The 12,369-nt window shown below is 35.5% G+C and carries 11 protein-coding genes; 8 read left to right on the top strand and 3 right to left on the bottom strand.

All coding sequences use genetic code 11. The annotated features are described in order from the left end of the window. Window positions 1–5 precede the first annotated feature (5 nt). The 3 genes from ACMHJ2_RS06220 (at window position 6) to ACMHJ2_RS06230 (ending at window position 2,882) form a co-directional block, all read left to right on the top strand. Complete coding sequence (locus tag ACMHJ2_RS06220; protein WP_413512095.1) at window positions 6–938, top strand: hypothetical protein; 933 nt, start codon at window positions 6–8, stop codon at window positions 936–938. A gap of 344 nt (window positions 939–1,282) precedes the next feature. Beyond that, entirely contained in the window at window positions 1,283–2,146 is an 864-nt protein-coding gene (locus ACMHJ2_RS06225; RefSeq protein WP_413512096.1) for a hypothetical protein, read from the top strand. Window positions 2,147–2,396: 250 nt separating this feature from the next. Further along, window positions 2,397–2,882, top strand: a complete 486-nt coding sequence (locus tag ACMHJ2_RS06230; RefSeq protein WP_413512097.1) for a hypothetical protein — start codon at window positions 2,397–2,399, stop codon at window positions 2,880–2,882. On the opposite strand, the gene ACMHJ2_RS06235 is transcribed toward ACMHJ2_RS06230, so the two are convergent. The 3 genes from ACMHJ2_RS06235 to ACMHJ2_RS06245 form a co-directional block, all read right to left on the bottom strand. After that, complete coding sequence (locus ACMHJ2_RS06235; RefSeq protein ID WP_413512098.1) at window positions 2,871–4,106, bottom strand: DUF445 domain-containing protein; 1,236 nt, start codon at window positions 4,104–4,106, stop codon at window positions 2,871–2,873. The two genes, ACMHJ2_RS06230 and ACMHJ2_RS06235, sit on opposite strands and share 12 nt — an antisense overlap. Before the next feature lie 756 nt (window positions 4,107–4,862). After that, window positions 4,863–6,545, bottom strand: coding sequence for a pseudouridine synthase (locus ACMHJ2_RS06240; RefSeq protein WP_413512099.1), 1,683 nt, complete (start codon window positions 6,543–6,545; stop codon window positions 4,863–4,865). Window positions 6,546–6,721: 176 nt separating this feature from the next. Further along, window positions 6,722–7,291: a sigma factor-like helix-turn-helix DNA-binding protein gene (locus tag ACMHJ2_RS06245; RefSeq protein ID WP_413512100.1), complete on the bottom strand. Its 570-nt coding sequence runs from the start codon at window positions 7,289–7,291 to the stop codon at window positions 6,722–6,724. A gap of 234 nt (window positions 7,292–7,525) precedes the next feature. On the opposite strand from ACMHJ2_RS06245, the gene ffh reads away from it, so the two are divergent. The 5 genes from ffh to ACMHJ2_RS06270 all read left to right on the top strand — a co-directional run bounded on the left by ffh (window position 7,526) and on the right by ACMHJ2_RS06270 (window position 12,341). Then, entirely contained in the window at window positions 7,526–8,863 is a 1,338-nt protein-coding gene (ffh, locus tag ACMHJ2_RS06250; RefSeq protein WP_413512101.1) for a signal recognition particle protein, read from the top strand. Between the two features lie 86 nt (window positions 8,864–8,949). Further along, complete coding sequence (locus ACMHJ2_RS06255) at window positions 8,950–9,837, top strand: bifunctional 5,10-methylenetetrahydrofolate dehydrogenase/5,10-methenyltetrahydrofolate cyclohydrolase (protein ID WP_413512102.1); 888 nt, start codon at window positions 8,950–8,952, stop codon at window positions 9,835–9,837. A gap of 98 nt (window positions 9,838–9,935) precedes the next feature. Next, the gene (locus ACMHJ2_RS06260) at window positions 9,936–10,373 is read left to right on the top strand and encodes a bleomycin resistance protein (protein ID WP_413512103.1); all 438 of its coding nucleotides are present in this window, start codon (window positions 9,936–9,938) and stop codon (window positions 10,371–10,373) included. A gap of 340 nt (window positions 10,374–10,713) precedes the next feature. Beyond that, on the top strand, window positions 10,714–11,061 hold the full coding sequence (locus ACMHJ2_RS06265; RefSeq protein ID WP_413512104.1) for a helix-turn-helix domain-containing protein: 348 nt from the start codon (window positions 10,714–10,716) through the stop codon (window positions 11,059–11,061). Further along, window positions 11,055–12,341, top strand: coding sequence for a type II toxin-antitoxin system HipA family toxin (locus tag ACMHJ2_RS06270; RefSeq protein WP_413512105.1), 1,287 nt, complete (start codon window positions 11,055–11,057; stop codon window positions 12,339–12,341). Before ACMHJ2_RS06265 ends, ACMHJ2_RS06270 begins: the two co-directional genes overlap by 7 nt. The last annotated feature ends 28 nt before the right edge of the window (window positions 12,342–12,369 follow it).

The following is a 12,369-nucleotide window of genomic DNA, read 5'->3' on the forward strand; positions in this document are numbered from 1 at the left end:
ATAGGATGGGTAAACATATACAAGAGTCTAAGTTAAAAACGATTGGAGGCGAAAGTTTAGTGGGTACTTCTGATTTAGATGTGTTGAAAGTTGATGGAAAAACAATTAGCAAAAATGAGAAAGGGCAATTAAAGTTAGGAAATGAAAAAGGAGAGATCGTTACAAAATCCTTGATTATAAAAGGAGAGTCATCTGTTGATCCCCAAATGATCATTGAGCCTAAATCACTTACTGTTAAACCTATTAATAATGCAATAGAACGCGATAAAAATGGAAAATTGCATTCCACTAATTGGAAGGGTGTTAGAAATCAGTTGTTAGATTCGGATGATTTAAAACAATTTTGTAAGATGATTTTTAGGTATTCGAGGTTTGAAATAAGAGGAGATTCATCATCGAATCAATTGAATACTTCTGGATCAAAAACATTTAGTAAAAATATTTCTTTACTAGGTGGACTTGATGTAGAAATGTTGAATGTTTTATTAAACGGAATGTCTTTTACTTCCTATAGTTCTACTGCGAAAGATTTAGTTAATCCGACAGCGGTTAATATGGTTATATATTTACAAGTAGGCAGTACGAAGTTACCTCTTTTTAATATTACGAAGAAAGAATTTTCTTACAATATGTATGATATGTTATCATTCAATACCATGTTACCAATAACATTTTCAGATTCTCGTCCGAATAGTACTAATCCGTTTTATTCACAAAGTGAATATATGTACACCACTATAGTAGATGATATTTCTTCTGTTACACATTTTGTAGGTTGGATAAGAGTAGATGATGAATTAGCTCATATATCACAAATAACTTCTATGCAGCTAGGGATAGACTTTACTGTAACATTTGAAGATAGTGACAATGCGCAAGGAAAAAATAGAGGAGTTGGGCCTTTGTTGCGTCTTTTTGGTTTTTCAGCATTTAATTAAAAACGAGAGTATTAAAAAATTGAAATGAATTTCAAAAATAAAAAGCTACAGAAAAAGTATTAGAATACACTGATGCACAAAAGATAGAGAGGGAAAATGCTATAACATATGGTATAAATAGAGTGAATCGCGCTGGAATAGATTCTCTCAGCCTTATAGATTTGCTGTAAAATAAAAGAACAGTGAATCATTGAGTATTAAAAATGCCTGGGTTTAAAATAAGAGTCAACAAAGCTCAGAGGCTATTCGTCTCTTGAAAGTTGTTGGCTTTTGTTTTTGAACAAGATGAACATTAGAAGGAAAAAATAAAAATAAAATAGTCATTGAATTAAATTTTAGATAGAATGGGAAAACATATACAAATTGATCAACTAAAGACTGTAGGAGGGCAATCTGTTGTAGGAGAGGGAAATATAGAAATTGGATCTGTGGTAAAAACAGACAATAAAACAATATCATTAAATAAAGATGGGGCATTACAGCTAGGGGTACTTGATAATGATAATTATCAGAGAGTTGTTAGTGTAGAAGAGAGTTTTCTTGTTTTTAAGAATGAATCTAGTGAAAGCCAAACTAAATTTGACGGAACTAATATATATATTAGCAATGATAGAGGAGATGTGATGACGTTATCTCTATATCAAGTTTTGTTTTCAAATGCAGAAGGGAGTAGTTATGTATATCCAGGTTTGATATTTATTACTAGCGACATAGGTAAAACTGAAATCCATCCAGATAGAATGATTATTTCTAGTGATAATAAATCAGTGGAATTATCTCCTTCTTTGTTGGAAATTAAAAATTGGACAAGGGATGTTAAACATACCTTTACTTTTCCTGATAGTACAGTAGATAGAACAACAACTATGGTTACATCTGTGAATGGACAAGAAGCAGATGAAAAGGGAAATATTACCTTGCCTGAGCGTGATTATGAATATGAAAAGTTTATAAGATCAGTTCCTTATCATCGTCCAGCTATATATAAATATGACAAAGCAAAAATGGGAGAGACATTTGGAGAATTATTTTCACCCATGTATGCACTTTTTGATAATTTTTTAGGTGAAATGTTAATATATTTCATTGATGAGTATAGAAATGAAATTACTCAAATGACTTTACCTGAAAATAGTGACGAAAAATATTTAGCTGTTTTACCGCCCGAGGTTGAAGGCAAATCATTTTATATAGTATTCCCTAGTTAAATAAAAATAGCTATGTTTCTGGAGGTATGAAATTTTTAACCTTCAAGTTTAGAATAAATGTCAACAAGGAATTTTTTTATTTTCTATGTTGGCATTTGTTTATTTTATGAAGCTCAACCAGGTATGCTATCAAGGTAAATTAGTATAATACTTAAATAATAGTTTAGAGAAAAGTACTTAAACGAAAAGCAATACCCAAATTTATCTCTTACCTTAGCTCAAGAGAATAAACAGAAGTAATACGAGGAGTATGTCGGTAGATAATGTTGGAATACAGGATTTTATAGATAATTACCAAGCAGCAGATCGCGATTGGTTGGTGTTAAAATGGAATGAGAAGTTTGGCGCCAAGTTCAAAGACGAGAATTATATTTTTAGACAGCAAATTGCCAGTATTGTTTGCAATCAAATTCACACGGCTCCGATTGAACTTATTCGCGATTTATTTATAGAATTAGGAAAAGTGGCTCAAGTGAGTTTTTCTGTATTTAACAACTATCATCTGTTGGCCCAAGAACTCTTAGAAAGAGGAGGAAAGGAATACCTCTACGACTATGTTTGTGCCGCTCATATTTCATTTGATACCTTTTTGAGTACTGCGAACATTCAACTTTCACCAGAAAGAGCAAATGAAATTTTAGCCCATTTTGATTTTTTAAAAGAGACAGAGCTCAATCCACAAGTACAAAAAATGTTAACCGATCATATTCGCAGTCGATTTGTATTACGAGAGTAGTTGAGTCAAACCATAAATCAATAAACCAACCAAACCACCTACTAAAGTTCCATTGATACGAATAAATTGTAAATCTTTTCCCACTTCCAATTCTAACTTATCACTGAGTTCCCGACCATCCCATTGATCCACTGTATTTCGAATCAGCGTCGTTACTTCCTGTGTATTGCGCAGAGCCAATCGGTACATCGTAACTTGGGTCCAATGATTCAATCGCTGTTGTAAATCTACGTCTTGTTCGATGTTGTGCGCGATGGATTGAATTGTGTTTTGGATATATGTGCGCAACGTTGAGGTTTCATCTTGGAGTTGTTGTATTAGATTTTCTTTCGTACTCAACCAAAACTCAGTTAAGTAGTGTGTAAGTACCTCTTCCGTTACAAATTGATGCACGAGCTTGTGCAATTTTGTTTTCCATGTAGGAGAAGATTCAATCTCTTTGGCCAGTTGAACTAACTGAAGTTCAATTTCCTCTCGAACCTTGTGTTGTTCATTATTGAGAATATCATCCAAAAAAGAATCCAAGCCTTTAATCAATTGATTGGTGACTGTTTTTCCACCCACTAAGCCCAAGAGCGGTTTTTTCTCGACAATTTGTTTGTATATCTCCGTGCGATGACTTTCTACATAATCTTGGATTTTGGGCACTACAAGCGTAATCAGTCGGTTGTGTTCCTTTTTATCCAAGGCAAATTGCAACCCTTGCGCCATAAACTTTTGAAGGTCAATTTGATCAATCCCTTGTTGTGCTTTTCGCATGAGAAAACCAATGATTTTTTGCTCATCTAAATCCTTGATAATGGATTGAATAAGGAACACTAGCTCGCGTTCGACTACTTGTTGGTTTCTCGGTTGAATTAACCATTTAGAAAGAAAATTAGCCACTTCTAGCTTATCAATGTAAGGGCGAATCGTAGCTGGCGTAAGAAAATTCTCCGTAACGAAAGAACCTAAATTATCGCCAATGTCATTTTTCTTATTTTCAATTAGATTGGTATGAGGAATTTTTAATCCCATTGGATGTCTAAACAAAGCCGTCACGGCAAACCAATCCGCTAAAGCACCTACCATAGCTGCTTCAGCAAAAGCTTTGACATATCCCATCCAAGTAGCAGGATTGTACTTGAGAAGATAAACCATGCCCAAATAAACGAGAGCCATCCCTAGAAATAGCCCCGTAGCAATTCTTTTATGCAATTGTAATTGCGCTTTTTTATCTCTCATGCCTCTTATTTTACTTAAAGATAGTAAATATTCAAAAAAAAGCAGAATTTGAATAACAATCAAAAAAAATATAGGCTCGTTATTGTTTTAAGAAACCATAAAATAGATCAAACAATTTCGATACATCTCCCACTCTTGTTCTATATTTCTCTTAGATTCCTTCGAGGTTCCTTCGGTAAAATAGCCTTTTACCGAAGGAACCTCGAAGAAACCTCGAACAAGTACCGAAGAAACCCCAATGTAAACTTGAAAATACGACTTACAAGAAGGGGCGATTTAGGAGAAGAGAATGAAAACTAGGTTTGCCAAAAAGCATTTAGAGTACTCCCTAATTTCATTTAAAAGAAGATTTCAAACGGACATTAGCCAAAATAGGACAGTCAAAAGTTCAAAAAGGCGGTTAAAAACAAAAGGTGTTTGAGCGCAGCGAGTTCTTTTGTTTTCCGTCTTTTGAATCTTTTTACCCTATTTTGGGTCAGTCCAATGGTTTTTTGTTTCTTTTTTACCCTTTAAAAAAGAAAGTAATTCATCTTTAGTTTTAAAGATAGATTTCTACAAGAAGAAGATTTATTGAGATATCAGTTCAAGGGGTTTTTGTTTCTTTTTCACCCTTTAAAAAAGAAATAAATCCATCTTTCGTTTTAAAGATAGATTTATTTCTATAAGTAGTATTTGTTCAAAAGAGGAAGATGCATTGAGATATCAGTCTAAGAGGATTCTTCTTGTACCCTTTAAAAAGAAAGAAGAAAACGTAAGTTAAAACGATTCCTTTAGTTGAAAAGTAACCTTTTCCTGTGTTCGAGGGTGTTTAAATGCAATTTGTTCCGCATGTAAAAACAAGCGTGTATTTTTCGTTCCATACAAATCATCCCCAACAATAGGCGTATTTAGTCCCTTCGGATGCGAGGCATGCATACGCAGCTGGTGGGTTCTACCCGTAATAGGATAAAAGTAGACTTTCGTTTTCCCCTCTTTTCTTTCGATGACCTCCCATTTCGTTTTTGCGGGTTTCCCATGTTCAAAACAAACCATCTGACGCGGACGATCCTCTAAATCTACCCGTAGCGGTAAATCAATAGTACCTTCATCCTCTTGAATAATCCCATCCAATAAAGCAACATAGCGTTTCGTTACTGTCTTTTTGATAAACTGACTTTGTAGCGCTTTATGTGCCTCTTTAGTTTTGGCAATTACTAATAGACCCGAAGTAGCCATATCCAAACGATGAACGATAATAGGTCCAGTTGCTTTGGGGTATCGGATTTTCATTCGTTCATAGATAGAATCTTGGATGTAAATACCTGGAACCGATAAAAATTCTTCCGGTTTATTAACAATAGCCATATCTTCATCCTCAAAAACAATTTCAATTGGGCGAAGTAATTGAGGATTTAGTAAGAGCGGATTGTCATCGACGTCAAGCCCTTGAAGCATATGCCCTAAGATAGGTTCACATTTACCCCTACAAGCTGGATAATAGTGTTTGTGTTTTCTAATTTCAGATTTAGGTGATTCTCCCCACCAAAATTCAGCCATAGCAATTGGTTTCAAACCATTGAGATATGCATATTGCAATAATTTGGGAGCTGCACAATCACCCGCAGCAGCAGGAGGCTGTTGAAGTGCTGTTTTTTCAAAAATAGCTAATAAATCCTGTTCCTCTTTGTTGTTATTGAGAAAGCGATACTGTTGAAATAATTTTTGTTGTAGCGCATTTGATTTTTGTTTGCGTTCCTCTTTTAGCGTAGCAATCGACTGCTCAAAAGTGCGAATAACTTGCTGTGTGGCATCGATTTGTTCCTCCCAATAAGCAAGTAAAACACGCAATTCATGTTTATCACGTAAACTTTGTTTGATTAAATCGGCGTTAAAAACCTCAAAATCAAGAGAACTAAGTTGAGTTTCTTTTTCATCTCGGGCTTTTTTACGCTCCTTTTTCAGCAGTTTTAGATCTGCTTTTTTCTGTGAAATTGCTTGCTTTTCCTTCGTTAATTGCTGTTGAAGAAGCGCTTTACTCCCCTGGTAACCCTCATCTTGTTGCAACAGCTCAATTTGAGCATTAATCCCATTTAAAACCGCTTCTTCCTTTATAAAAAAACTATCCTTATTCCAAAGATCAAATACAGGAGGAACAAATCCCTCTACCTGACTATGAGAACCCAATTTACCAGAAAAACCTCGTAAATAACCCAAATGCCCCTTTTGATCCTCGACAAGTAATACGCCAAACATTTTACCTGCAGGTAAGCATTTCAAATCCGTAGCATCAAAAAGTGGTTTTAATAAGACATGGTTTTCCAGTTCATGCTGAAGCTCCTCACAAGCTAAGATGCTCAGGGGATGAGGTTCATAGTAAAACGGAAAAGTAAATTTTTGAGGCTTGTTGATTAGTTGAATATCCGATTGAAATCGGCGAAAAGCTAGATCAGGAATCGACATGATTTTGAATTTATTTACCCCGTAAAATTACATATTATTCCCTAAAAATGGCGGTTTCCTATAAAAGAAAAACCACCCGTTCCAAAGGATGGCTTTGTGTTTTTTTACTGAAACAATACGCAAGTAAAGAGGATATATCCGAATGGGAAACTTTATTTTTTATCCTTTGTTTAATTTCAGGATAACATATAATCTGAAGAAGGGAATAAATACAAAAGTAAAAAGTAAAAATCCAACGAATAAGGAAGCGAGGATTTTAAATTTTTCAACGCTATTGTTATTTGGTGTTCAACCTTATTTTCAGAGAGGTCTAGTTTAGCCGCAATTTCAGAATAACGGAGTTGTTTATAAAAGCGAAGTGTAAAAATTTCCAAGCAATTCAAAGGTAAAATTTCTTGTGCCTTATTGTAAATGAGTTGTAAGAGTTGCTCTTTAAATAAACTTTCCTCCTCATTGGTCAATAATTCATGTTCCATTAAAACATGATAAACAGATTCTAATTGAATGCTGTTGAAAGGAATATTTTTCAAATAATATAAACTCTTGTTTTGAACGGCTTGGATTAAAGACGCTTTGGAAGATTCAAGAGGTAAACCCTCTGAAGTATCCCAGTGCGACATACAAATAGTCTGAACTACATCAGAAGCGAGGGTTTCATCTCGTAAAATAGTATATGCATACGGATATAAAACATCCCAATCTAGTTGGTATGAAGAAGTAATCCCTTTGTTTTTTGCTGTATTCATAAAATAGTAATCATTTTCAGGGCTAAAGTAAGCTTACAGCACTATGCCAATATTAAGCATATATTAAAGCATTGTTAACTAATTTTTTTCAAGAACACAACTAGAGAGAAAACGGAATAAATAGGGATTTTACGCTATTATTTTTAAAAAAGACTATTTTACTGCTTTTGCTTTTTGTGACTTAACGAGTTAAATAGTATCTTTGACGCTTCAAAGTATTTAAATAATACCGATATGTTTGATAATTTAAGCGATAAATTAGATAAAGCCTTTCATATTCTTAAGGGACATGGTAAAATTACAGAGGTAAACGTTGCAGATACCTTAAAAGAAGTGCGTAGAGCCCTTTTAGATGCCGACGTTAACTTTAAGATTGCCAAAGATTTTACAAGTAAAGTAAAAGACAAAGCCCTAGGACAAGATGTATTGACTACACTTCAACCGGGTCAATTGATGATTAAGATCGTTAAAGACGAACTTACGGAGTTGATGGGGGGAGAAGCTGCTGGAATTAACCTATCGGGAAATCCTTCTGTGATTTTAATGTCAGGTTTACAAGGATCAGGAAAAACTACTTTTTCGGGTAAATTGGCAAACTTTTTAAAAACGAAAAAGAACAAAAAACCATTATTAGTTGCGTGTGACGTTTACCGTCCTGCGGCAATTAATCAGTTGCATGTTGTAGGAGAACAATTAGGCATTGACGTATATTCTGAAGAAGGAAACAACAATCCAGTTCAAATTGCCGAAAATGCAGTTAAGCATGCAAAAGCAAATGGATTCAATGTTGTTATTGTCGATACCGCAGGTCGTTTGGCTGTGGATGAAGAAATGATGGCGGAGATTGCCAATATTCACAAAGCAATCACACCACATGAAACTTTGTTTGTTGTGGATTCCATGACAGGACAAGATGCGGTTAATACTGCAAAAGCGTTTAATGATCGTTTAAATTTTGACGGAGTTATACTAACAAAATTAGATGGTGATACCCGTGGTGGAGCTGCAATTTCTATTAAATCAGTAGTAAATAAACCCATTAAATTTATCGGTACAGGAGAGAAAATGGATGCTATAGACATTTTCTATCCAGAGCGTATGGCTGACCGTATTTTGGGGATGGGAGACGTTATTTCCTTGGTTGAGCGTGCACAAGCACAGTATGACGAGGAAGAAGCGCGTAAAATCCAAAAGAAAATTGCAAAAAACGAGTTTGGGTTTGATGATTTCTTATCTCAAATTCAGCAAGTGAAAAAAATGGGTAGCATGAAAGATTTAGTTGGTATGTTACCTGGTGTTGGAAAAGCCTTGAAAGACGTAGAAATTGAAGATGATGCGTTCAAACATATTGAGGCGATTATCCACTCGATGACACCTAAAGAAAGAGCAACCCCTTCTATATTGGATGCAAAGCGAAAGCTGCGTATTGCAAAAGGAGCAGGAACAGATATTCAACAAGTAAACCAATTATTGAAACAGTTTGATCAAATGAGCAAGATGATGAAGATGATGCAAGGAGCAAAAGGAAAGAATTTGATGCGAATGATGGGACAAATGAAAGGAATGCAATAAAGATAAAAAGAAGGTTTAAGGTTCAACATGAAGTTTAAACCTTCTTTATTTTACACACATAACAACACACAAAACAACACAATTTAATGCAACTACTAGACGGAAAAAAGGTATCCGAAGATATCAAGAATGAAATTGCTGTAGAGGTTCAACAAATGAAAGCTCGCGGCGAAAAAGTACCCCATTTGGCAGCAGTGCTTGTAGGGAGTAATGGTGCGAGTTTAACTTATGTAGGAAGTAAGGTTAAATCATGTGAACAAATTGGATTCGAATCTACTTTGGTTGCTTTACCTGAAGAAACAACAGAAGTTGACGTATTGGCAAAAATTAAAGAGCTGAATGAAAATCCAGCGATTGATGGCTATATTGTTCAATTGCCTTTGCCTAAACACATCGATGAGCAAAAGATTTTAATGGCCGTAGATGCAGCTAAAGATGTAGATGGATTTCATCCCACTAACTTTGGTAAAATGGCTTTAGAAATGGAAACCTTTTTACCCGCAACCCCTTACGGAATTATGGAATTGTTGGAGCGTTATAAAGTTGAAACAGCAGGTAAAAATGTAGTCGTAATTGGGCGTTCACATATTGTAGGTCGTCCGATGAGTATTCTTTTGAGTAGAAAAGGATATCCTGGAGATGCAACTGTAACGTTGACGCATAGTCGTACTAAAAATATTGCTGCTATTACCAGAGAAGCAGATATCATTATTTCTGCCTTAGGTATTCCTTATTTCCTAAAAGGAGATATGGTTAAAGAGGGAGTAACCGTTGTGGATGTTGGAATTACACGTGTTCCAGATGCAAATGCACCAAGAGGTTATGTCATTGCAGGAGATGTGGATTTTGAGGAAGTAAGCAAAAAAGCCGCCTTTATTACCCCAGTTCCTGGTGGAGTAGGACCGATGACCATTGCTATGTTATTGAAAAATACACTTCTAGCTCGTTCTAGAAGAGCGGAAAAAGGAGAATAATAAAGGAATAATAAAAGAAGTAAGGGCGTATCATTGATACGCTCTTTTTTTGTACCCTATCTTTGTAGGTTGTATCTTTATATTATAATCAAAAGAAGATGCGAAGTACAAATGAAAAATGGGCGGCTTTAGTTCCAGAATTAAGTGTTTCCAATATAGAACATAGTTTGAGGTTTTGGTGTAATACCCTTGGTTTTACAATCTTATATGAACGGCGAGAGGAATTTTTTGCCTATTTGGAATTAGGAGATGCCCAAATTATGTTAGAACAGCGTAATCCCGAAGACAACCTGTGGGAAACGGCAAAGTTAGAAAAACCCTATGGTAGAGGTATAAATTTCCAACTAGAAGTAGACACCGTTCAATCGATATTAACTCGGTTAGAGCAAGAGAATCATCCTCTATTTATTCCCTTAGAAGAACGGTGGTATGGCGCTGGAGAACTAGAATTTGGACAAAAACAATTCCTAGTACAAGATCCCGATGGCTATTTAGTTCGCCTGATTGAGAATATCGGTGAGCGAAAAAGAGAATAGGGAACTATCGATGGTATTTTTATGTATTGTACGATTTCTTGTGAATACTACTAAATCGGAGATCGAACAAAAAATACAAAAAGTATAAAAGGGCCACAAGAGCAAAAGAATAGTGGCGCTTGTGATTAAAAAAAATAGCAGTTATCCTATTTATATAAATCAAAAAGAGTAAAGGTAAACAGGTGCCCCAAGGCATTGTATTCTACAAACTTTCTTATTTAGTGTATGATATAAGACTCATACTGAACTTATTTTTGATTAATGCGTTATTTTTCGTACATTAGATTAATTATTTATTAATGAATGATATTTCACTCATTCATAGCTAAAAAATAAGATTATGGCTAATATATCAGACCTTATTTTGCTTTCAGATAAAGCGATTATGAAGAATATCGGTTTATTTATTCAGCAAACGCGAATCAAGCAAAACCTTACCCAAGAGGAAGTGGCTTTTCAAGCCGCTATTAGTCGTTCTACCTTGAGTTTAGTAGAACGTGGAGATAATATCTCGCTTGTTAATTTGATAAAAATACTTCGAACGCTCAATGCTTTATATGTATTACAGACATTTGAAGTTAAAGAAGAACTAAGCCCCTTGCAATTAGCTAAAGGCGAAAAGCAAAAACGCCAACGGGCGTCCAAGCAGAAAACGGATAAACAAGATCATACAGATTTAGGATGGTAACAACCGCTTTTATTACCGTTTACGGCCAGCGTGTAGGCGCTGTAGCCTGGGATGCTGAAAGAGAAATCGCCAGTTTTGAATACGATCCAAAATTTGATTTAGAAAAGTATCCCCTTGCTCCTATCAAGATGCCTGTTAAAAATAGGATCTACAGTTTTCCAGAATATCGCGAAAATGAAACGTTCAGAGGCATGCCTGGTTTATTGGCTGATTCCTTACCCGATCGATATGGAAAAGAACTAATCAATACCTGGTTGGCGCGTCAAGGTCGTCCAGACAATAGTTTAAATCCTGTCGAATTATTGTGTTTTATTGGAAAAAGAGGAATGGGAGCTTTAGAGTTTGAACCCGTATTGGTGAAAGAACTACCCGCTTATGATGTGGAGCTAACCGAATTAATTGAAACGACCAAAGCTTTACTAGAAAGAAAAGAAACCCTTGCTCTCACGACCAAACAAAATATGGAAGATGTGATGATGGATATCTTAAAGATGGGAACTTCAGCAGGAGGTGCACGTCCCAAAGCCATCATCGCCTATAATGAAAAAACAGGGCAAATTAAATCAGGACAAACTCTAGTAGAAGAGGGTTTCGACCATTGGCTTATTAAATTTGATGATGTAAGCGATGTGCAATTTGGTACATCAACCGGCTATGGGCGCGTAGAAATGGCGTATTATAAAATGGCTACTGATTTTGGTATTGAGATGATGGAGTCGCGCTTAATCGAAGAAAATAATCGCGTCCATTTTATGACCAAGCGCTTTGATCGCATAGCAGGGAATCAAAAAATCCACAGCCAAACATTTTGTGCCTTGCAGCATTATGATTTTGCAAATACAATTTCATACAGTTATGAACAGCTGTTTCAAACCATGCGTCAATTGAGGTTGTCATATGCGGAAGCAGAGCAGATGTTCCGACGCATGGTATTTAATGTAATCGCTCGTAATTGCGATGATCATACCAAGAATTTCTCTTTTCTGATGACCCAAGAAGGTAAATGGAAACTTGCACCGGCTTATGACATTTGTTTTGCCTATCGACCAGATAGCATTTGGGTGAGTCAGCATAATCTGAGTATCAATGGAAAAAGAAAAGAGATTAGAAGAGAAGATTTACTCGCCTTGGCCGAACAAAATTCCATTAGAAATCCACAGCATATTATCAAGCAATGTATTGAGATTGTTAACCAGTGGCCAAAATATGCACAAACCTATCAGGTAGAAGAAGCAAAAATAAAAGCAATTGAACAATTTTTAATCCATGCAATGGAATAAGTTGTGACAAAGAATAAAGTTCTAGTTG

The organism is Myroides odoratus (assembly GCF_965118575.1).
GTDB lineage: Bacteria > Bacteroidota > Bacteroidia > Flavobacteriales > Flavobacteriaceae > Flavobacterium > Flavobacterium odoratum_B.

What these genes read in the sequence shown, in the direction of transcription:
- ACMHJ2_RS06245 (WP_413512100.1), bottom strand. Translation starts at nt 7,291, where the DNA reads ATGAATACAGCAAAAAACAAAGGGATTACTTCTTCATACCAACTAGAT.
- ACMHJ2_RS06235 (WP_413512098.1), bottom strand. Translation starts at nt 4,106, where the DNA reads ATGAGAGATAAAAAAGCGCAATTACAATTGCATAAAAGAATTGCTACG.
- ACMHJ2_RS06220 (WP_413512095.1), top strand. Translation starts at nt 6, where the DNA reads ATGGGTAAACATATACAAGAGTCTAAGTTAAAAACGATTGGAGGCGAA.
- ACMHJ2_RS06260 (WP_413512103.1), top strand. Translation starts at nt 9,936, where the DNA reads ATGCGAAGTACAAATGAAAAATGGGCGGCTTTAGTTCCAGAATTAAGT.
- ffh (WP_413512101.1), top strand. Translation starts at nt 7,526, where the DNA reads ATGTTTGATAATTTAAGCGATAAATTAGATAAAGCCTTTCATATTCTT.
- ACMHJ2_RS06270 (WP_413512105.1), top strand. Translation starts at nt 11,055, where the DNA reads ATGGTAACAACCGCTTTTATTACCGTTTACGGCCAGCGTGTAGGCGCT.
- ACMHJ2_RS06225 (WP_413512096.1), top strand. Translation starts at nt 1,283, where the DNA reads ATGGGAAAACATATACAAATTGATCAACTAAAGACTGTAGGAGGGCAA.
- ACMHJ2_RS06255 (WP_413512102.1), top strand. Translation starts at nt 8,950, where the DNA reads ATGCAACTACTAGACGGAAAAAAGGTATCCGAAGATATCAAGAATGAA.
- ACMHJ2_RS06230 (WP_413512097.1), top strand. Translation starts at nt 2,397, where the DNA reads ATGTCGGTAGATAATGTTGGAATACAGGATTTTATAGATAATTACCAA.
- ACMHJ2_RS06265 (WP_413512104.1), top strand. Translation starts at nt 10,714, where the DNA reads ATGGCTAATATATCAGACCTTATTTTGCTTTCAGATAAAGCGATTATG.
- ACMHJ2_RS06240 (WP_413512099.1), bottom strand. Translation starts at nt 6,545, where the DNA reads ATGTCGATTCCTGATCTAGCTTTTCGCCGATTTCAATCGGATATTCAA.